Annotated in this window: 16 protein-coding genes; 13 read left to right on the top strand and 3 right to left on the bottom strand. The window is 39.1% G+C overall.

Going from position 1 to position 18,800, the window contains the following annotated elements; translation table 11 throughout:
• Positions 1 to 56: 56 nt before the first annotated feature.
• From PALI_RS09280 to speB, 7 genes are all read left to right on the top strand, one after another.
• Entirely contained in the window at positions 57 to 2,312 is a 2,256-nt protein-coding gene (locus tag PALI_RS09280; RefSeq protein WP_193155667.1) for a sensor domain-containing phosphodiesterase, read from the top strand.
• 342 nt (positions 2,313 to 2,654) lie between these two features.
• Positions 2,655 to 2,852, top strand: a complete 198-nt coding sequence (locus tag PALI_RS09275) for a CPXCG motif-containing cysteine-rich protein (protein ID WP_138585814.1) — start codon at positions 2,655 to 2,657, stop codon at positions 2,850 to 2,852.
• 213 nt (positions 2,853 to 3,065) lie between these two features.
• Positions 3,066 to 3,935 (top strand): MYG1 family protein, encoded by an 870-nt coding sequence (locus PALI_RS09270; RefSeq protein ID WP_193155666.1) that lies wholly within the window; start codon positions 3,066 to 3,068, stop codon positions 3,933 to 3,935.
• A 77-nt stretch (positions 3,936 to 4,012) separates the two neighbouring features.
• Positions 4,013 to 4,345, top strand: a complete 333-nt coding sequence (locus PALI_RS09265) for a YnfA family protein (protein WP_193155665.1) — start codon at positions 4,013 to 4,015, stop codon at positions 4,343 to 4,345.
• 59 nt (positions 4,346 to 4,404) lie between these two features.
• Complete coding sequence (locus tag PALI_RS09260) at positions 4,405 to 4,896, top strand: hypothetical protein (RefSeq protein WP_193155664.1); 492 nt, start codon at positions 4,405 to 4,407, stop codon at positions 4,894 to 4,896.
• 275 nt (positions 4,897 to 5,171) lie between these two features.
• Positions 5,172 to 7,085: a biosynthetic arginine decarboxylase gene (gene speA, locus PALI_RS09255; protein ID WP_193155663.1), complete on the top strand. Its 1,914-nt coding sequence runs from the start codon at positions 5,172 to 5,174 to the stop codon at positions 7,083 to 7,085.
• A gap of 3 nt (positions 7,086 to 7,088) precedes the next feature.
• Entirely contained in the window at positions 7,089 to 8,012 is a 924-nt protein-coding gene (gene speB, locus PALI_RS09250) for an agmatinase (RefSeq protein WP_193155662.1), read from the top strand.
• A gap of 54 nt (positions 8,013 to 8,066) precedes the next feature.
• On the opposite strand, the gene PALI_RS09245 is transcribed toward speB, so the two are convergent.
• From PALI_RS09245 to PALI_RS09235, 3 genes are read right to left on the bottom strand one after another with little or no spacing between them, the layout of a single operon-like run.
• Complete coding sequence (locus PALI_RS09245) at positions 8,067 to 8,465, bottom strand: DoxX-like family protein (protein WP_193155661.1); 399 nt, start codon at positions 8,463 to 8,465, stop codon at positions 8,067 to 8,069.
• On the bottom strand, positions 8,452 to 9,474 hold the full coding sequence (locus tag PALI_RS09240; protein ID WP_193155660.1) for a M48 family metallopeptidase: 1,023 nt from the start codon (positions 9,472 to 9,474) through the stop codon (positions 8,452 to 8,454). Before PALI_RS09240 ends, PALI_RS09245 begins: the two co-directional genes overlap by 14 nt.
• A gap of 9 nt (positions 9,475 to 9,483) precedes the next feature.
• Positions 9,484 to 10,584 (bottom strand): YjgN family protein, encoded by a 1,101-nt coding sequence (locus PALI_RS09235; protein WP_193155659.1) that lies wholly within the window; start codon positions 10,582 to 10,584, stop codon positions 9,484 to 9,486.
• A gap of 221 nt (positions 10,585 to 10,805) precedes the next feature.
• Between PALI_RS09235 and PALI_RS09230 the strand changes: the two genes are divergently transcribed.
• From PALI_RS09230 to PALI_RS09205, 6 genes are all read left to right on the top strand, one after another.
• A complete protein-coding gene (locus tag PALI_RS09230; protein ID WP_193155658.1) occupies positions 10,806 to 11,537 on the top strand; it encodes an RNA methyltransferase in 732 nt (243 codons plus the stop codon).
• A 67-nt stretch (positions 11,538 to 11,604) separates the two neighbouring features.
• The gene (locus tag PALI_RS09225; protein WP_193155657.1) at positions 11,605 to 15,006 is read left to right on the top strand and encodes a chromosome segregation SMC family protein; all 3,402 of its coding nucleotides are present in this window, start codon (positions 11,605 to 11,607) and stop codon (positions 15,004 to 15,006) included.
• 74 nt (positions 15,007 to 15,080) lie between these two features.
• Positions 15,081 to 15,848 carry a cell division protein ZipA gene (gene zipA / locus PALI_RS09220; RefSeq protein WP_193155656.1) on the top strand — a complete coding sequence of 256 codons (768 nt, stop codon included), beginning with the start codon at positions 15,081 to 15,083 and terminating at the stop codon, positions 15,846 to 15,848.
• 80 nt (positions 15,849 to 15,928) lie between these two features.
• Positions 15,929 to 17,947: an NAD-dependent DNA ligase LigA gene (gene ligA, locus PALI_RS09215; RefSeq protein ID WP_193155655.1), complete on the top strand. Its 2,019-nt coding sequence runs from the start codon at positions 15,929 to 15,931 to the stop codon at positions 17,945 to 17,947.
• Positions 17,940 to 18,284, top strand: coding sequence for a DUF3392 family protein (locus PALI_RS09210; protein WP_138585825.1), 345 nt, complete (start codon positions 17,940 to 17,942; stop codon positions 18,282 to 18,284). The genes ligA and PALI_RS09210 overlap by 8 nt, the downstream gene beginning before the upstream one ends.
• A complete protein-coding gene (locus PALI_RS09205) occupies positions 18,281 to 18,793 on the top strand; it encodes a DUF2919 domain-containing protein (RefSeq protein ID WP_138585826.1) in 513 nt (170 codons plus the stop codon). The genes PALI_RS09210 and PALI_RS09205 overlap by 4 nt, the downstream gene beginning before the upstream one ends.
• Positions 18,794 to 18,800: the final 7 nt, after the last annotated feature.

The following is an 18,800-nucleotide window of genomic DNA, read 5'->3' as shown; positions in this document are numbered from 1 at the left end:
CTTTAATTAACATATTATAAATCAAGAATAAAAATAATTAATACGTATGGTGGAATATGGATACAACTAGGTTAAGAAAGTTATTATCCCATCAACAAGGGATCTTGTCTAAAATTGCATTAGGCACTCCCCTAAATGATATTCTTAATGACATTTGTTTATCTATTGAAGAAATTATTGAAGATGAATCAGCTAAGTGCTCAATTCTATCGTTAAAAGATGGGCAACTTTTTCATTGTGCCGCCCCCAATATTGACGAAAAATATTGCCAAGCTATAAATGGAGTTGCGATCGGTCCTAACATGGGATCATGTGGTACTGCCGCTTATTCTAATCGTCGTGTCATCGTTGAAGACATTGCGGTTTCTCCTCTTTGGCTAGAATTTAAAGAACTTGCTTTGGGTTTTGGTTTGAAGTCATGTTGGTCAACACCTATTATTTCAACACAATCAAAGACTTTAGGCACTTTTGCTATTTATCATGGGACAGCCAAATCACCATCAGTTCAAGATTTAGAGTTAATTGATTATTTTGTACACTTTTCAAGTATTGCATTAGAAAAAAATGTTGAATCACTCAATGCTAAAAAACTGATAGCTGATTTACAGCAAAGTAATGAAAAATTTAAAGCATTCACTAAAGTTATGCCTGATCTGATTTTAATTTTAAGTGAAGAAGGTAAATACACTGACATTTATGGTTCCTCTAACGATTTATTGTGTAAATCACCAAGGGAAATAATTAATAAAAATGTGAGTGACGCGCTTCCTGAAAGAGAGGCATTGTTGGTTATGGATGTGATTGCGCAAACATTAGCAACCAACGATGTTCAATTTTTTGAATATGAGCTTGAAACCCAAAAAGGTAAAATTACTTTTGAAGGGCGAACAGCTCCTTTGGATCATTATCACCCAAATAATCCATCGCAAAGGCATGTTGTATGGATGGCTAGAGATATTTCGATCCGTAAAAATGCAGAAAAAGAAATCGAAAAGCTCGCCTTTTTTGATGCACTCACGGGCCTACCCAATAGGCGAATGTTAAGTGATAAACTCGCTTTATGTGTAGAAAAAATAAAACACACTCATAAGACGGCGGCTTTATTATTTTTAGATTTAGATAATTTTAAAAGAATTAATGATTCGCTAGGGCATAGTGCAGGTGATGAAGTGTTAATTGAATTGGCGAATCGGCTCAGTGCCGTTTTAAATAATTCAGGTACATTAGCACGAGTCGGAGGGGATGAATTCATTGTTTTGTTAGAGCATGTTGGCGAAAAACAAAATCACGCTAATATAGAATCAGAAAATATTGCAAAAAAACTACAAGGCGTATTCAATGAGAAGTTTGAAGTTGGCAATTTAGCATTTCAGGTGAGTTGTAGCATTGGTATTTGCTTAATTGATGATATAAATTTAATTCCTGACAATATATTAAAGTTTGCTGATACAGCTATGTACCGTTCTAAAATGAAAGGAGGCAACAGCTGTAGTTTTTATGATCCGGCGCTGCAAACCTTACTAGAGAATCAAGCTGAACTTGAAACAGACATTGTAAGAGCGATAGCGTGTGATGAATTTTGTGCGTATTTTCAACCTCAAATAAATGCCACAGGACACATTGTTGGGGCCGAGGCACTTATTAGATGGGAACACCCGAATAAAGGGTTAATAGCGCCCAATGAATTTATTCCGATAGCAGAACAATACGGGCTGATTCAAAAGTTACAAAATATTGTACTTCGCGATATATGTATTCTAATTAATGAATTGAGTAGCAATAAAATCATTAATGAATCATTTTGCATCTCAATTAATATAAGCCAATGCCAATTTAATTCGTCCACTTTAAAAAGTGAGTTACTCAAAGCCATTACTCATTTTAATGTACTGCCATCACAAATTAAGCTAGAAATCACTGAGTCAATGTTATCTGGTGATATAGTCAGCATGATTTATCAAATGGAAGAGCTAAAAGATAAAGGGTTTATGTTTTCCATCGACGACTTTGGTACCGGTTATTCTTGTTTAACGCACTTAAGTGCTTTTCCGGTCAAAGAATTAAAAATAGATAAAAGCTTTATTGATAAGGTTTTAGATAACGGCACAGGCTTTAGCATTGTACAAACAATTATAAATTTAGGTAAAAGCTTAAATTTATCGGTGGTGGCTGAAGGTGTTGAACAATTAGCACAATATGAAATGCTTAAATTAATGAATATTGACTCAATTCAAGGCTATTTAATTGCAAAGCCCATGCCTCACAATCATTACTTGCAATGGCACAAAGATCACTTTGAAAAGACACTATAATACCAATTTTATTAAAAACATGATCATTCTAGCGTGTTAAATAACTCACTAACTGCGTTAAAAATTATTTATATAGAACAACACTATGTCCTAACTTTAGCCTTGTTATTAAGCTATTTTCTTATCGCTATAATAGATCACTAATTTAATGCAATGGGTATAATTTATCCAAATATATTTATTAACCTGAACTTTTCAGTGAAAACAAGGCGAACTTACGCGTTAATAGCTGGCCTATTGTAAGTAAATTCAACGTAGTTAGCGCTGAAAATAGCTGCTCGAGATAGATTTATTATTCAGAGTTCAGGTTTATTAGATAGTTAATTCTCATAAGGTATTAAAATGAACCAATTAACAGAAAGAACAATAGAGTGTCCTTATTGCGGTGAAGCAATTGATATTTTAATTGATGCGTCGGATTTAAACGAGCAGTACATTGAAGATTGCCAAGTGTGTTGCAAGCCTATAAATTTTTTAGTTTCGCACAATGTTGATGATGAATTGATTGTTAATGTATATGGTGAAGATGAAGCGTATTAGCGTTTGAACTGATTTAGCTGTACATTTAGCTCTCTGCGTTTTTACTATCTCCTTTTTTTAAAATGATTTCCAGTAGACAGTGCAAAACTGTTTGCTGTTTTTTTTAGTGCGCTTCGTATAAAATCCGCCTTGTAATTTTTATCATCAAACCTTCAAATCATAACGTTTAAATAGCGAGACTTTCTTATCCTTTCTAAAAATGACACTAAATCAATGACAGATATAACAGTAGTAACTCACAATGGTAATTTTCATGCAGATGACGTTTTTAGTATTGCAGTACTCAAACATGTTTTGCCAACATTTAAACTGGTACGTACTCGCGATAAAACACTGATAGAAAGTGCCGACTTTGTAATTGATGTAGGTGGCGAATACGACCCTCAAACGAATCGCTTTGATCATCATCAACGTGGTGGTGCAGGCGAGCGTGAAAATGGCATTCCTTTTTCATCGTTTGGTTTAGTGTGGAAAAAATATGGTTTAGCACTGTGTAATGATAACCAAGCGGTAGCCGACAGAGTTGATTCAGGCTTAGTTTCAACCATTGACGCCATTGATTGTGGTCATGTTGAAGGTGTCTCAAAAGGGATAAGCCTGAGCCAAACAATCTCAATGTTTAATCCTACATGGGAAGAAGAAAGTAACTTTGATACCTGTTTTGATGAAGCTGTTGAATTTGCAGCTCGTATGCTCATTCGTTTTATCGCCTCAGCCCACGGAAGTGTAAATGCAAAAGAGATTGTTGCTAAAGCAATTGAAAATGCAGAAGACGCCAGAGTTATCGTGCTTGAAAAGTACACACCGTGGAAAAAAACAGTGCATATTTTATCAAGTGATGCGCTATACATGGTTTACCCATCGCATTCTGGGCAATGGATATTACAAACAGTACCCGTTGAGCCTGGATCATTTGAAGACAGAAAACCGCTTCCTAAAGCATGGTCAGGTTTATCTGATCAAGCATTTGTAGATGAAACCGGTATTGACGACGCTGTGTTCTGTCACAATGGTTTATTTATAGCCGGTACTAAATCGTTTGAAAGCACAATGAAACTTGCCACAATGGCGCTTAGTGAATAAAAGCGCAGATTAACAAAGAGTGATAAAGCATAACAACTCATATGGGTTGTTATGCTTTTATTTTAGCGCGGAGCATTATGTTTGAATTAAAAATAATCGCACTTTTTACAATTACTGCCTTAGCAGAAATAGTAGGTTGCTATTTGCCTTATCTGTGGCTTAAGCAAGATAAAAGCATTTTACTTTTAATTCCTGCTGCTTTAAGTCTTGCACTATTTGCATGGTTGCTATCTTTACATCCTACTGCCGCAGGGCGGGTGTATGCAGCTTATGGCGGCGTGTATATTTGCGTTGCGCTATTATGGTTATGGGTTGTTGATGGCGTAAAGCTAACTATGTGGGATATTATCGGTGGTTTAGTTGCACTGCTTGGTATGGCAATAATTATGTTCGCACCCAAAAACGCGTAGTTAGCTTATACTCACTAAATAGAACACGCCTATTTTTTGAGTAAATGATGAATGTTATTATGAAAAATAGTAAAGAGGTGCTTTTAATCTTATACCTTAACATGATACAGCTAGTTGCCTGCAGTGATAAAGCCCTAGTCCAAACATCTTCAGCCAAAGCCTTTTGGTGGTCAACGTTATCGCCCAATATAGTTATTAGTAATAATGAATTTTACGTAAAGCCCTGCGAGTCAATTACCCGTGTTATTAACCAAAATGGCGTAAAAACGGCAAATATTATCCTAAAAGTCCCACCTCGATTATTTACAAACTGCCAGTATAATAGAACTAATCAGCTTCAGTACGATGGACAATACCTAACGTTTAATATGTGCCGAACGGCTATGGGTGCTGGTGGGTGCAATACTGAGCGTTTTAGAAGTACAGATTTTATTCATTTTGAAGAATATATAGGTATCACTTGGCTAAACAGTGAGCAATATGAAGCGTGGAGAATAGTTGGTTCTAAATCATCAAAAGCAGACTCTATTACCAAAGTAACCCAAGGTTGATTTTACCTAATCGAGTTGCACATTTTTACTAATAAAATTCACCGTCGACTGTATTTAAAATGACTCCTCTAGTAAATTTTTTTCATCTCGAATAGTTATCTACACCTTATTTTATCTGTGCTAGCGAGCTGAACGCTATTGATTGTTTTTTTAATATTAAAAATTACTCGTTACGAGTAAAAATACTTGTTGGACTTAAATCCCTATTTTTCTTTTAATGCGCGCAATCAGCCGATACTCACTATTGGCATTCATCAAATAAAAGAGAAAGATAAATGAAAGAAACAACATCACTAGAACAAGCTCGTACGAGCTACAATGTTCGTCATTGGAGCCAAGGTTTTTTTGGTATTAATGATCAAGGTGATGTGTATGTGGCGCCCAAGGCTCATGCCCCAGAGCAAACCATTGCATTAACAGATATCGCAAAGCAACTACAAGATAAAGGTTTAAGCTTACCTGCTTTAGTTCGTTTTCCGCAGATTTTACACCATCGTGTACACAGCTTATGCGGCGCATTTAATACTGCGATTGAAAACTATGGTTACCCTAAAGACTACTTATTAGTTTATCCAATAAAAGTAAATCAACAACGTGAAGTGGTTGAAGAAATAGTAGCAAGCCAAGCACAAGTAGAAAAAAAGCAACTTGGTTTAGAAGCAGGCAGCAAGCCTGAATTACTAACGGTACTAGCACTGGCTGAAAAAACCAGCGCCGTTATTGTTTGTAATGGCTACAAAGATAAAGAATACGTGCGTTTAGCACTGATTGGCGAAAAGCTAGGTCATAAAGTATATATCGTACTTGAAAAGCTCTCTGAGCTAGACATGGTACTTAGCCAAGCAAAAGAGCTTAACGTAAAACCACGCATTGGTATTCGCGTACGTTTAGCGTCGCAAGGTAAAGGTAAATGGCAAGCGAGTGGCGGTGAAAAATCAAAATTTGGTTTATCTGCATCGCAAGTTTTGCATGTAGTTAATCGTTTAAAAGACGCAAACCAGCTTAATTTACTCCAGCTAGTACATTTTCACTTAGGGTCACAAATGGCGAACATTCGTGACGTACGTTTAGGTGTAAGCGAAGCTGCGCGTTTTTACTGTGAGTTACGCAAATTAGGCGCAGAAATTGATTGCCTTGATGTAGGTGGTGGCTTAGCTGTTGATTACGACGGCACACGTAGCCAATCGCATAACTCTATGAATTACAGCTTAGCTGAGTACGCAAATAACATTGTGTACACCATTGGTGATACATGTAAGCAATATGAGCAACCAATGCCGACTATTATTTCTGAGTCAGGTCGTGCGCTTACGGCGCATCATGCTGTGCTTATTTCTAATGTTATTGGTACTGAAAGTTACACGCCAGAAGAGTTAGTAGCGCCAGCAGCAGATGCACCCCTGTTATTAAAAAACATGTGGGCATCGTTTGTACAGTTAACTGATTTAACGGATGACCGTGCATTAATTGAGATTTATCACGACAGCCAAGGTGATTTAGCTGAAGCGCATAACCAATTTGCACTCGGTTTACTTGATTTATCGCAACGTGCATGGGCTGAGCAAATTAATATTCGTATTTGTTATGAACTTAACAAGCACATGGATAATAAAAACCGTTTTCATCGTCCTATTATTGACGAGTTAAACGTACGTTTAGCCGATAAGTTTTTTGTAAACTTCTCGTTATTTCAATCGCTTCCAGACGCATGGGGCATTGATCAAGTGTTTCCGGTACTGCCATTAAGTGGCTTAACTGAAGCACCAAAAAAACGTGCTGTATTACTTGATATAACCTGTGACTCAGACGGTGCACTTGAGCATTACGTAGATGGACAAGGTATTGAAAGCACATTACCTGTACCAGAGTTTAGTGCTGACAAACCTTATTTAATGGGCTTTTTCTTGGTGGGCGCTTATCAAGAAATTTTAGGTGATATGCACAACTTGTTTGGCGATACACACAGCGCAATTGTCAATATGGATGAGCAAGGCGTTGCAAGTATTACCGAGATAAACCAAGGTGACACTGTTGCCGATATGATGCGCTATGTACATTTAGATGTTGAAATTTTTCAGCAATCATACGAACAGTTAGTGTCTGCAAAGATAGAAAAAAATGAACAGCAAAGCGTTTTAGACGAGTTGCAAAGCGGCCTAGACGGCTACACTTATTTAGAAGAGTTATAAGCAATGTCAACTTTGTTTGGTCACGCAGATCACTCATTGTACTCAAATGGGATGACGTTTTTACGTCGTCCTATGGTGCAAAACATTAATGCAATTGATGCAGACGTAGTGGTTTTAGGCTTACCGTTTGACTTAGCAACATCGGGTCGCCCAGGTGCACGCTTAGGCCCTGATGCAATTCGTCGTGCATCGGTTCATTTAGCATGGGAAGACACTAAATACCCGTGGACGTTCCCGTTGTTTGAGCGCTTAAAAGTAGCAGACGCAGGAGACTTTACTTACCCCGTTGGCGATCCTGAATATTTTACTGCGCAACTAGAAATGGCTGCTGAGCAAATACTTCGTCAAGGTAAAACGCTATTAGGTTTAGGGGGCGATCACTTTGTGACGCTTCCGCTGTTACGTGCGCATGCAAAAATACATGGCAAAATGGCGTTAGTGCACTTTGATGCGCACACCGACACCTATAGCAATGGCTCGCGTTTTGATCACGGCACTATGTTTTATCATGCACCAATGGAAGGGTTGATTGATGTTGAGCACAGTATACAAATAGGTATTCGTACCGACTTTGATCAAAGTAAACATGAGTTTGCTGTGATTGATGCAATGCAAGCCAACGATTTACATGCAAATGATATTGCAGCACAAATACTTAAACGAGTAGGTGACCTACCTGTTTACTTAACGTTTGATATAGATTGTTTAGACCCTGCGTTTGCGCCTGGTACAGGCACTCCTGTGTGCGGCGGTTTAACGTCAGATAAAGTACTTAAAGTACTGCGTGCGCTAAAAGGCATAAACATGGTAGGTATGGATGTGGTAGAAGTATCACCTTCGTACGACCAAAGCGAGCTTACCGCTATTGCTGCAGCAACCATTGCGAGCGAATTATTGCATTTGTGGACGCATAAAAATAAGTACTAACTTTACAAATTAAATACTACAAAAAAGGGTATGCGCTCGCATACCCTTTTTTAGTTAGAGGTATCGATTATTCTGCAGCTTAATTTCCTTTAACCAAATAAAGCTTAACGCAATAAGCGGCAAGTTGGTGGTTACAGGGTTAAATGCTTCAATCAGTAATTGTGGCTGCATAACAACTACAGCGAGTAAAAGCCCAATAAGCGCTAATATATTTAAAGTGACTAGGTGCTTATGTTTATAAAACACAAATAAACACAGTCCAAATATAATTTCGGCAACACCCGCCGAACGTGTAATTAAGTCAGACACTTCGGCTGAAAAACCAGCACTGCCCGTCATTAACTTTTCAAGTGGCGCTACGTGGTAAAGCTTTGGAAAAAAACCGTGGTATATCCAACTTAAACTCACTATGTAGCGAGCAAGTTGAATGTAACCGTGATTATTTCCTAGCATTGTCAATACGCTCTTGTGCACTTGGGTGGCTAGATAAGTACTCTAATAAGTTATTCACTTTTTCTAGGTGTTCGTTTTCACTGGTATGGCTTTTTTGTAGCGCTTCTATTGCATCAGCAAAGTCATTACTCGAATACCCTAGCGATTCTAATTGGGTGAGTGCAAAGCTGTCGGCCTCACGCTCCATATCTCGTGAAAACCCTTGCTGAGCAAACGATGCACCGGTACCAAGGGCAATTTCTGCAACACCCTCTAAATCACCAAATACAACCGCTAACACAATCGTACTTGCGGCAGATTGCGCTGTAATACGTACGCTGTGCTGGTGGACTACATGGCCCATTTCGTGTAGTAATACCGCTTTTAGGGCATTGGGTTTATCGGCAAGTAAATTTGCCAACTCATCAGTAACGACTATACGCCCATGGGGCAGCGCAAATGCGTTAGCACCAAAGCTGTCTGATTTATAAAACGATAACCTATAAACCGATTGATCAAGCGATAACGCATTAAGCATACTTTTAAAATGTGCTTGTACTTTCGCTTGTTGCTCAATAGGTAGTTCACTTGGATCGAGTGCCAGTTTTTTGATAACCGTAAAGCTTTGTTCGCCCATTTGGTTAATAACATTGTGTGGTAACGTATCTACGCTGTAAACCGCAATGGCTGGTACGGCTTTATAAAGCACTAACCACATAAATAAAGGCGTAAAAACAACAGCGGCTAAAATTGCCCATTTACTTTTTTCAAGCCGTTCCATTACGTGATGGCTCTTTTCTTTAAATGGCCATCTGTAACTTACATCTAGAGGAATAAAACGACTGCCATCTTCAAAGTTTAGTTCATCGGCAAGTCCTGCCATCCCCGAGCTTAAATTAAGACTTGAGATTGTATGGCGAGCGATAACGTGTTCATCGTGAATAATCTCAATGTGTGTGTCGCTAATAGTTGCAACACACACTTGATAATTACTCGATGCTTTGGGGAAAAAATGTCCCTTTACATGCATGGTGAGCTCTTAAGTTAGAGAAAGGTCAATATCAAATACGTTTGCAGCTTCTTCAGCGAATGACGACTGCTGCTCTTGTTGTGTATCAATTAAGTTTAATGCCTCAGGGTAAATAGTTACCGTTGTTACATCAGCAAGCATTTTTGATGTGCGTACTTTTGTCCATGGGTAAGCTAGCCCTAGTGAAAATACAATTGCTAACATGTTAGTGAGTAGTAAAATGGCAAATGGAATTGGTTTTAACTCTGAGTTAAATGTTGCAACATTTTCAAACTGGCTATTATCAAAAATATGATTACGAATAGCGGCTGTCCATACGGCGGTGACTATGGCTATCATTAGTACATAGGCAATCATCATAATGATAGGAAGTATAACCATTACTGCCGAATTCTGCTGATTTTCTATGTCCATTAAACCGAACCCAAATAACCCTAAAACACCCATAAAGAGCACCATAGTGATTGAGCTAACCACAAAACAAATGAGCGCTGTCAGGTAATAGGTTTCGCCTTTTAAATTAACATTAAGCGGTTTGTCACCGTAACTAATGTTGCTATGGATATAGCTATCGATACGTTTTATAACATAAGGCATCAATAAATAAAGCGTAAATACACTGGCGATAGGTAAGAGTATAAAGTTAACAAACGCTTCGCCGTAATCGCCTTTAAATGTAAAGCGGACGTTACGATGGCGTGTCATACGCATATTGAAACGTAGACCTTGATTTATGATCCACGGCATTAAGAATAGAAAACCAATGGCAAACAGAAAGCCGACGATTGGTAAAAAGCTGGTGGTAAAGGTGTAAATAAAAAACACAATAACCGCTAAAATCCGGCCCTTTAAAATTTGTATTGGCGTTGCTAGGTAATCAAAACTATGACCATCTATGCGGGTATGACCATAAAAATAACGGTACGTGCGCACTTTTGCCCAAGCAGAGTATATGCCGAGTGTTATAACGCTAAGTAAAATATTTACAATCCAAATACCAAAAAACTCAGCGCCTTTACCACTAAATTGTACTTTGCCGCTAAAAATTGGCGTTGCAGGTTGGCTTATTGTCTCATTAGATTCGGGAGGGGTTGGGTGTATTGATTCCATTTAAAGTCTATCTCCATGATTTTTTTGTTAATTTACCTGTTTTTAGTGAAAAATTCAATGTTTATAATTACGTCAACAGTTCAGCAGATCTTAATTTTAGTTATCCACGAGTTCTGATCGGGTAATAAAAAAAAGTATAAATTGACCTTCCTTGCTATTTTTCGAGTTCAGATGTTATAGCTAAATCTGTTATACTGGGCGGACAATTTTATGGGGCTGTTATGATTTCAAAAAACCAACTCAAACTTATCCGCCAACTTGGCCAAAAAAAGTACCGAAAGCAATATAATCAATACCTTGTGCAGGGTGAAAAAAACGTACTTGAGTTATTAAACAGCCCATTAAATGTGGTTAATATTTTTGCTACAAACGAATTTATAAACGCGTATCAAGGTAAGTATCAGCACGCTAATTTTATTGAAGCGGATGAAGAAGTCCTCACCAAAGCCAGCACGCTAGTTAGCAATAATGCAGCCATTGCTATTGTTGATATGCCAACGGCGGCTTTACCACACGCAAATGGCTTAATACTCGCGCTTGATGGCGTATCAGACCCTGGTAATTTAGGCACAATAATAAGAGTGGCAGACTGGTACGGTATTAAACATATAGTAACTAGCGCCGACAGTGCTGACGCTTATAACCCAAAAACAATTAGCGCCACAATGGGCTCGTTTGTAAGGGTATCGGTAAGCCAAGTTGATTTACCTGATTACCTAAAGTCTTTAAATTTACCTGTTTACGGTGCTTTTTTAGATGGCCAAAGTGTACATAAAACCCAATTTACTGGCTCAGGCGTTTTGCTAATGGGCAGTGAGTCGCATGGTATACGTGAGGCATGTACAAAGTTAGTAACCAATAAAATCACCATCCCCGCTTTTGGTGGTGCAGAATCGCTTAATGTTGCAATGGCAACCGGTATTATTTTAGATAATTTTAAACGACAAGCTTAACAATTTAACTGTTTATGAGTTAAATTGTTTGTAATCAATAACAATAATAATTGGTAATAACAACAAGATGCGCTTAAGCACTATTAAATTAGCGGGCTTTAAATCGTTTGTAGAGCCCACTAAAATTCCATTTCCTGATCAAATGACGTGTGTTGTAGGCCCTAATGGCTGTGGCAAATCAAACGTTATTGATGCAGTGCGATGGGTGCTTGGTGAAAGCTCTGCTAAAAACCTGCGTGGCGATGCCATGACCGACGTTATTTTTAATGGTTCCACTAATCGTAAAGCCATATCGCAAGCCTCTGTAGAGCTGGTTTTTGATAACCATAGTGGTAGTTCTTCAAATACATTTGCCGATCGAAACCAAATAGCTATTAAGCGTTTAGTAACGCGTGATGGAGAGTCACTGTACTTTTTAAATGGCAGTAAATGTCGTAAACGTGATATTACCGATATATTTTTAGGTACTGGCCTTGGTCCGCGTAGTTACGCGATTATTGAACAAGGTATGATCTCGCGTTTAATAGAAAGTAAACCACAAGAATTACGCGTATTTTTAGAAGAAGCTGCCGGTGTATCAAAATACAAAGAGCGCCGCCGCGAAACACAAACTCGTATTAAAAGCACCCGCGAAAATCTTGAACGTCTGTTAGATGTGCGAAAAGAGCTGCAAAGTCAGTTAGATAAATTGGCTGTGCAGTCGGTTGATGCAAAAAAATACCGCGAGTTAAAAGCGCAAGAACGTACATTAAAAGGGCAAATAGCGGTTTTAAAATGGCAAAAGTTACACCAGCTGCAACTTGAAAAAAGCGCCCTAATTAATAAACTTAATGATCAAATTTTGTTTTTTGAAACAGCTCATTCAGGGCATGACGATGTACTTGCAAGCTTAGAAGGGCAAGTACAAACCCAGCAAGATAAATTAAGCGATGCCCAGCATCAACAACATGTAATACACACCGAGCTTACTCGCGCTGAGCAACAACAAATAAACGTAAAACAACAAACTCAAACGCTTAAGCAAAATTTAATTAAATTACAGCAACGCCAAACACATAGCCTTGAAGTTAAAGTGCAGCAGCAAATTGTGTGCGAGCAACTAAATGAAACCCTGCAAGAGGCAAGTGAAAATGCCTTAATGTGCGAAGAGCAAGTTAACGAGTTAACGCTTGAGCTTAAAGAGTTATTAGCACTTAAGCAGCAGTACAGTACTCATTGGCAAGCTTTGAGTGAGCAACAGCAGCAGCTTAATACTAATGCGCAACTGCATAGTGGTCATATCAAACAAACTCAACAGCAAATAAGCCACGTTAACGAGCAAATTAATCAGCTAAAGGATCAGCTTAGCGAGCTACAAAGTAGTGATGTAGAGCAACAATTAACGCAGCAAATACAGCAAAGGCAAATATTAACTCAACAGCTTGCCGCAAAACAAACTGCGCATACACAGTGCAGCGCTAAACTTGAATTACAAAACACACATGTTAACGATACACAAAAGCAGCACTCTTTGCTCACTCAAAAAGCAAACGAGTTAAAAGCAAGTATAACAGGGCTTAAAAGTACACTCGGACTCGATGAAGAAACTGAGCGTACTAACGGATTGTTTAACCAGCTAAGCGTCAAAGAAGGCTTTGAACCTTTAATAGAGCAAGCACTTAAGTCGCTAGAGCATTTAAATGTAAGCGAGCAGCAAACTAGTAACAGCGTGTGGGCAAGTCATGATGATCACATGCCAACAAATAGCTTAGCGGTATTTATAACAAGCGGCGTGTATCCAGAGCATTTAACGCGTATTGCTTATAACGAAAACGGTGATTTAACAATATTAAATGATGGTTTTTATACAGCCGTTATGGATAAAAACGGTGCGTTACATGGTCGTAATTGGCATGTAAGCGCCGATCGTAATGCTGACAACTCATTGCTTTTAAAGCATAAGCAGTTACAAGATAAAACTCAGCAGTTAATTGATGTCGAGGACGAGCTACATCACGTCACGCTCACTCTTGATAAATATACACTCAAGCAAGCGCAATTAATTAACGAGCAAAGTGAGCTAAAAGAAGCCATACATGAGCTTGCGCAAAATAGTGCCGTCGCCAGTACGCGCACTGACATGCTTAAACAGCAAGTAGCGCAGCATCTGCAACAGTTAGAAAAGTTACAGCAGCAAAAGCAGCAATTAATAACTCAGCTTTTGCAATTAAATACTGTGCTTGGCGAGCAAAACAAACTACATGAAGTATTAAATGAGCAGCAACTCAATTTAAAAAATGAGGTAGACGCTGCAAATAGCCTACATTCACAAAGCGATAAAAATTATAGCCAAGCATTAAACATGCTCGAGCAATATAAAACGCAAGCACACAATGGAACGCTTGCCCTGCAAAAATCGCGCAGTGAATGGCAATTGAGTCAAACTAAATTGAGCCATGCAGAGCAAGAGCACGTTAGTGCTTCTGAAGGCGCACAAGAACTACTTAATGAAATAAAAGAGCTGCTGATCCCAGAGCAAGAATTGAGTGATAAAATAGCCCTGCTTTTGGCGCAGCATCAAAAAGGTGAGTGGGTTTTTGTATCACTGCAAAAAGAACTGGCTCAAGCGAAGGAAAGTTTAAACACCAAGCAAGCGAGCCTTAAAAATTCACAAGGTGAGCTGGTGGGCTTACAACAGCAGCATCAAAAGTTAGCGATTGAAGAGCAAAGTTTATTGATAAAAGCACAAGTGGCGCTTGAGCCATTAGAAGAATTAAAACAAAGCTTAAAAGCGATACTTAATGAGTTACCAGACTCGCTAAGTTTAAGCGCTGCACAAAATCAGTTAACCGGATTTACTAATCAGTTGGATAAATTAGGTGCGGTAAATTTAGCGGCAATAGAAGAGTTCGATTTAGCTAAAGCGCGAAGTGATTATCTTGATAATCAATTAGAAGATTTAACAAAAGCGTTAAGCACGCTTGAAGGTGCTATTGGTAAAATTGATAGAGAGACCAAAACGCGCTTTAAAGAGACCTTTGATCAGGTTAATGACGATTTTGCTGAACTATTTCCTAAAGTTTTTGGTGGTGGCAGTGCGTATTTAACATTAACCAGTGATGATTTACTCGAAAGTGGTGTTAGTATAATGGCACGACCACCAGGTAAGAAAAATTCAACAATTCATTTGTTAAGTGGTGGAGAAAAAGCGCTGACCGCATTATCATTAGTGTTTTCTATATTCAGGCTCAATCCAGCGCCATTTTGTATGCTGGACGAAGTAGATGCACCATTAGATGATGCTAACGTTGTTCGTTTTTGCCGTTTGGTTGAAGAAATGTCACAATCGGTGCAGTTTATTTATATTAGTCATAATAAAATTGCGATGGAAATGGCAGGTAGATTAACGGGTGTAACTATGGCAGAACCTGGCGTATCGCGGATGGTTGCTGTAGATATAGAACAAGCTGTGCAACTTGCACATGCATAAATTTTTATAACACGTGTATTGGTTTTTAATTAATATACAGGTTTTAGGCATATCAAATAATAAAAGGTGAGGGGATGGCCGAACAATTAAGATGGGTTTTAATCGTTATCAGTGTAATTGTCATTGGTGGTTTGTTAGTGCATGGTTTGTGGTCGGTCAGAAAAAAAGATCGCCCTGAAGCGTCAAATAACGAACGGGTTGAACCATTACAACAAAGTGCACCAGCGTCATCGCATACTTCTCGTCCTGAGGCTGAGCCAAAGGAGCCTGTGATAGAAGAACGTGACGAACCTCAATTTGGTGAGCTTAACTTTGCTGCAGATGAGCCGCAAATTGATACAAGCGTGCCAGAAGTGCCGATTGAAGATGACCTAGAAATAGTCGATGACCTAGAAACAAAAGAGCAAAGCGATGAAGAATCGTCAGCTCAAATGTCTGACTTTGTTATTGTGCATATTCAAATGCCAGAAGGGCTTAGCATGCAGGGCAGTAAATTATTGCCAGCCGTTAACACGTTAGGGTTTAAATACTCAGAGGAAGGCTTTTTTAATCGCCATCTCGATCCCGCAGGACAAGGCCCTGTGTTATTTAGATTAGTAAATATGTACAACCCAGGTACGTTTGATATTGATAATATGGAACAGTTTAGTACCGCAGGGGTTAGCTTATTTATGACATTGCCGTGCGACGGTGATGGCTTAGCGGCATTTAATATGTTGCACAGTGCAGCTAAAAAGTTAGCGGATGAGTTTGGTGCGCAAATTTTAGATGCAGAACGTGAAGAAATGACCGTAGAGCGCATCAGGCAGTATGTTGAACAGGTTCGTTCTTTTTCAGCGTAAATAGCGCATATATTATATTTTTGTAAGCCACTGGATGATGACTCATCAAAGTGGCTTTTTTTATGTTTATTGAGGTTTAAATGTCTAGCAGCATTAGTGAGCAAGTTAATCATCTTCGTACTATTTTAGAGCAACACAATTACAATTATTATGTGCTCGACACCCCCAGTATTCCTGATTCTGAGTATGATAGGTTGTTACGCGAACTAAGTGCATTGGAAACCGAGCATCCAGAATTTTTAACCGCCGACTCGCCCACACAAAAAGTAGGCGGTGCAGCACTGAGTAAATTTGAGCAAGTCGCGCACCAAGTACCTATGTTATCGCTTGATAACGCCTTTAGTGAAGAAGAGTTTATTGCGTTCAATCGCCGTATAAAAGAGCGTTTAATGAGCGCTGATGAGCTTACTTTTTGTTGTGAGCCAAAACTCGATGGTTTGGCTGTTTCAATTATTTATCGCGATGGTGTGCTGGTGCAGGCCGCGACCCGAGGCGATGGTTTTACTGGCGAAAACATTACTCAAAATGTTAAAACCATTCGTAATGTACCACTTAAGTTACGTGGCGATTACCCAAAAGAGCTTGAAGTGCGCGGTGAAGTATTTATGGACAGCGCTGGCTTTGATAAATTGAATACTGAAGCGCAAAAACGCGGTGAAAAAGTATTTGTTAACCCACGTAATGCAGCTGCTGGTAGTTTACGTCAACTCGATTCTAAAATTACCGCTAAACGCCCGCTCATGTTTTATGCCTACAGCACAGGGCTTGTTGCTGATGGCAGCATTCCTGAGGATCATTATCAGCAATTAGAAAAACTGACTGATTGGGGACTACCTTTGTGCCCAGAAACAAAATTAGTGGAAGGTCCAAATGCCGCGCTTGCGTATTATAGCGATATTTTAACGCGCCGTGGTGAGCTTAAATATGAAATAGATGGCGTAGTAATAAAAATAAATCAAAAGGCCTTACAAGAGCGGTTAGGTTTTGTAGCGCGTGCTCCGCGTTGGGCTATTGCGTATAAGTTTCCGGCGCAAGAGGAAATAACTCAATTACTTGATGTTGATTTTCAAGTCGGGCGCACAGGGGCAATTACGCCCGTTGCACGTTTAGAGCCTGTTTTTGTCGGCGGTGTAACCGTATCAAATGCAACACTGCATAACAGTGATGAAATTGCGCGTTTAGGCGTGAAAGTAGGTGATACAGTTATTATTCGCCGTGCAGGAGATGTAATCCCACAAATAACGCAAGTGGTGCTTGAACGCCGCCCTGATGACGCGAGAGATATTGAGTTTCCAGTGACTTGTCCAATTTGCGATTCGCATGTTGAAAAGGTTGAAGGCGAAGCTGTAGCCCGTTGTACGGGTGGACTTGTATGTCCTGCACAGCGTAAGCAAGCGATTAAGCATTTTGCATCACGAAAAGCACTAGATATAGATGGTCTTGGCGATAAAATTGTTGATCAGCTGGTAGATAGAGAACTTATAAAAACACCTGCGGATTTGTTTATTTTAAAGCAAGGGCATTTTGAGTCGCTTGAACGTATGGGACCTAAGTCAGCTAAAAACTTAGTAACAGCACTTGAAGAGGCTAAAGGCACTACGCTTGCTAAGTTTTTATATTCTCTGGGTATTCGTGAGGCGGGCGAGGCGACGGCACAAAATTTGGCTAATCACTTTTTAACCCTTGAAAATATAATAAATGCCAGCATTGACAATCTAACGCAAGTAAGTGATGTAGGTGAAATCGTCGCAGCGCATGTGCGTGGTTTTTTTGATGAAGAGCATAATTTAGCGGTAGTAAACGCACTTATAGAGCAAGGTGTAAATTGGCCTGCACTAAGTGCGCCGTCTGAAGACGAACAGCCACTTGCAGGGCTTATATACGTCCTTACTGGCACGCTTAATACACTTAACCGTAATGATGCAAAAGCACGTTTGCAACAACTTGGCGCTAAGGTGTCAGGTAGTGTTTCGGCTAAAACGGATGCGTTAGTCGCTGGCGAAAAAGCAGGCTCTAAATTAACTAAAGCACAAGATTTAGGGATAGAAATTCTAACGGAAGACGATTTAATAACGCTTTTGGAAAAATATAATGGATAGTATTTTACATTTTTTGAACACACTACAACTAGACACAGGGCAATGGCTGCTTGGTTACGTAAATAATATCGCAATGTTATTAACGGTGTGTTTAGTGTCGTTATATGCCAATGACGTGATCAAGCTAACAAAAAGCACAGTTACCAGGTATAACTTTGTGATTAGAGTTTTGTGCTTTGTATTAATTACCGCTTTTGGCTTTGGTTTTATCGTTGTATGGTTAAGCCCTTTAATAGCCAAAGGGTTGTTATTCTTTGGAAAAAAATGGCTGACTGCGACACTCATCGTTGCATTTTTTATTCTTGGTACGATTGCAGATAAAAAGAATCAACTATGAGCCGATATGGACCCGAATACTGGGATAAGTATGGGAGTTACCGTACTCCTATTGCATTTCATTTGAGTTTGCTGGTGCTCTTACGCGGCTATTTCATTTGGGTTATTGCGGCTTTAAGCCGCAGGCCTGAACTGGATTTAATGTCGTTATTTTTTAAAAATAAAAATGATTTTTTTATCGCAATAACGATTGGTAGTATTGCAATAATACCGACTATTTTATTTTGTTTACGGCGGCCGCGAGACTCACACAGTGCGAGCGACAGGTTAGCCAAAATTTGGCAGCATATGCGCTGGCCTCTTATTTTATGTGCTGTTGTTGATTTAACATGGTTAAGTATTCAAGCCGCACATAGTCATTATCGATTTTCATTATTTTTAGCAGTACAAATGATGATTGTTTTATGGGTGCTGTGGTATTTAGTTAAGAGCCGTTATTTAACCGTTTTTTTTAACGATTGGCCTGAGCCAACAGAAAAAGCAGCCGAAGAGAAAAAGTTACTTAAATAGGACTGGT

This window comes from Pseudoalteromonas aliena SW19, from assembly GCF_014905615.1.
Classification (GTDB): Bacteria; Pseudomonadota; Gammaproteobacteria; order Enterobacterales; family Alteromonadaceae; genus Pseudoalteromonas; species Pseudoalteromonas aliena.
The sequence above is the reverse complement of the archived record's forward strand: the minus strand, read 5'-3'. Positions and strand labels throughout refer to the sequence as shown.

What these genes read in the sequence shown, in the direction of transcription:
- speB (WP_193155662.1), top strand. Translation starts at nt 7,089, where the DNA reads ATGTCAACTTTGTTTGGTCACGCAGATCACTCATTGTACTCAAATGGG.
- PALI_RS09245 (WP_193155661.1), bottom strand. Translation starts at nt 8,465, where the DNA reads ATGCTAGGAAATAATCACGGTTACATTCAACTTGCTCGCTACATAGTG.
- ligA (WP_193155655.1), top strand. Translation starts at nt 15,929, where the DNA reads ATGTCTAGCAGCATTAGTGAGCAAGTTAATCATCTTCGTACTATTTTA.
- PALI_RS09205 (WP_138585826.1), top strand. Translation starts at nt 18,281, where the DNA reads ATGAGCCGATATGGACCCGAATACTGGGATAAGTATGGGAGTTACCGT.
- speA (WP_193155663.1), top strand. Translation starts at nt 5,172, where the DNA reads ATGAAAGAAACAACATCACTAGAACAAGCTCGTACGAGCTACAATGTT.
- PALI_RS09240 (WP_193155660.1), bottom strand. Translation starts at nt 9,474, where the DNA reads ATGCATGTAAAGGGACATTTTTTCCCCAAAGCATCGAGTAATTATCAA.
- PALI_RS09230 (WP_193155658.1), top strand. Translation starts at nt 10,806, where the DNA reads ATGATTTCAAAAAACCAACTCAAACTTATCCGCCAACTTGGCCAAAAA.
- zipA (WP_193155656.1), top strand. Translation starts at nt 15,081, where the DNA reads ATGGCCGAACAATTAAGATGGGTTTTAATCGTTATCAGTGTAATTGTC.
- PALI_RS09260 (WP_193155664.1), top strand. Translation starts at nt 4,405, where the DNA reads ATGAAAAATAGTAAAGAGGTGCTTTTAATCTTATACCTTAACATGATA.
- PALI_RS09275 (WP_138585814.1), top strand. Translation starts at nt 2,655, where the DNA reads ATGAACCAATTAACAGAAAGAACAATAGAGTGTCCTTATTGCGGTGAA.
- PALI_RS09225 (WP_193155657.1), top strand. Translation starts at nt 11,605, where the DNA reads ATGCGCTTAAGCACTATTAAATTAGCGGGCTTTAAATCGTTTGTAGAG.
- PALI_RS09235 (WP_193155659.1), bottom strand. Translation starts at nt 10,584, where the DNA reads ATGGAATCAATACACCCAACCCCTCCCGAATCTAATGAGACAATAAGC.
- PALI_RS09270 (WP_193155666.1), top strand. Translation starts at nt 3,066, where the DNA reads ATGACAGATATAACAGTAGTAACTCACAATGGTAATTTTCATGCAGAT.
- PALI_RS09280 (WP_193155667.1), top strand. Translation starts at nt 57, where the DNA reads ATGGATACAACTAGGTTAAGAAAGTTATTATCCCATCAACAAGGGATC.
- PALI_RS09210 (WP_138585825.1), top strand. Translation starts at nt 17,940, where the DNA reads ATGGATAGTATTTTACATTTTTTGAACACACTACAACTAGACACAGGG.
- PALI_RS09265 (WP_193155665.1), top strand. Translation starts at nt 4,013, where the DNA reads ATGTTTGAATTAAAAATAATCGCACTTTTTACAATTACTGCCTTAGCA.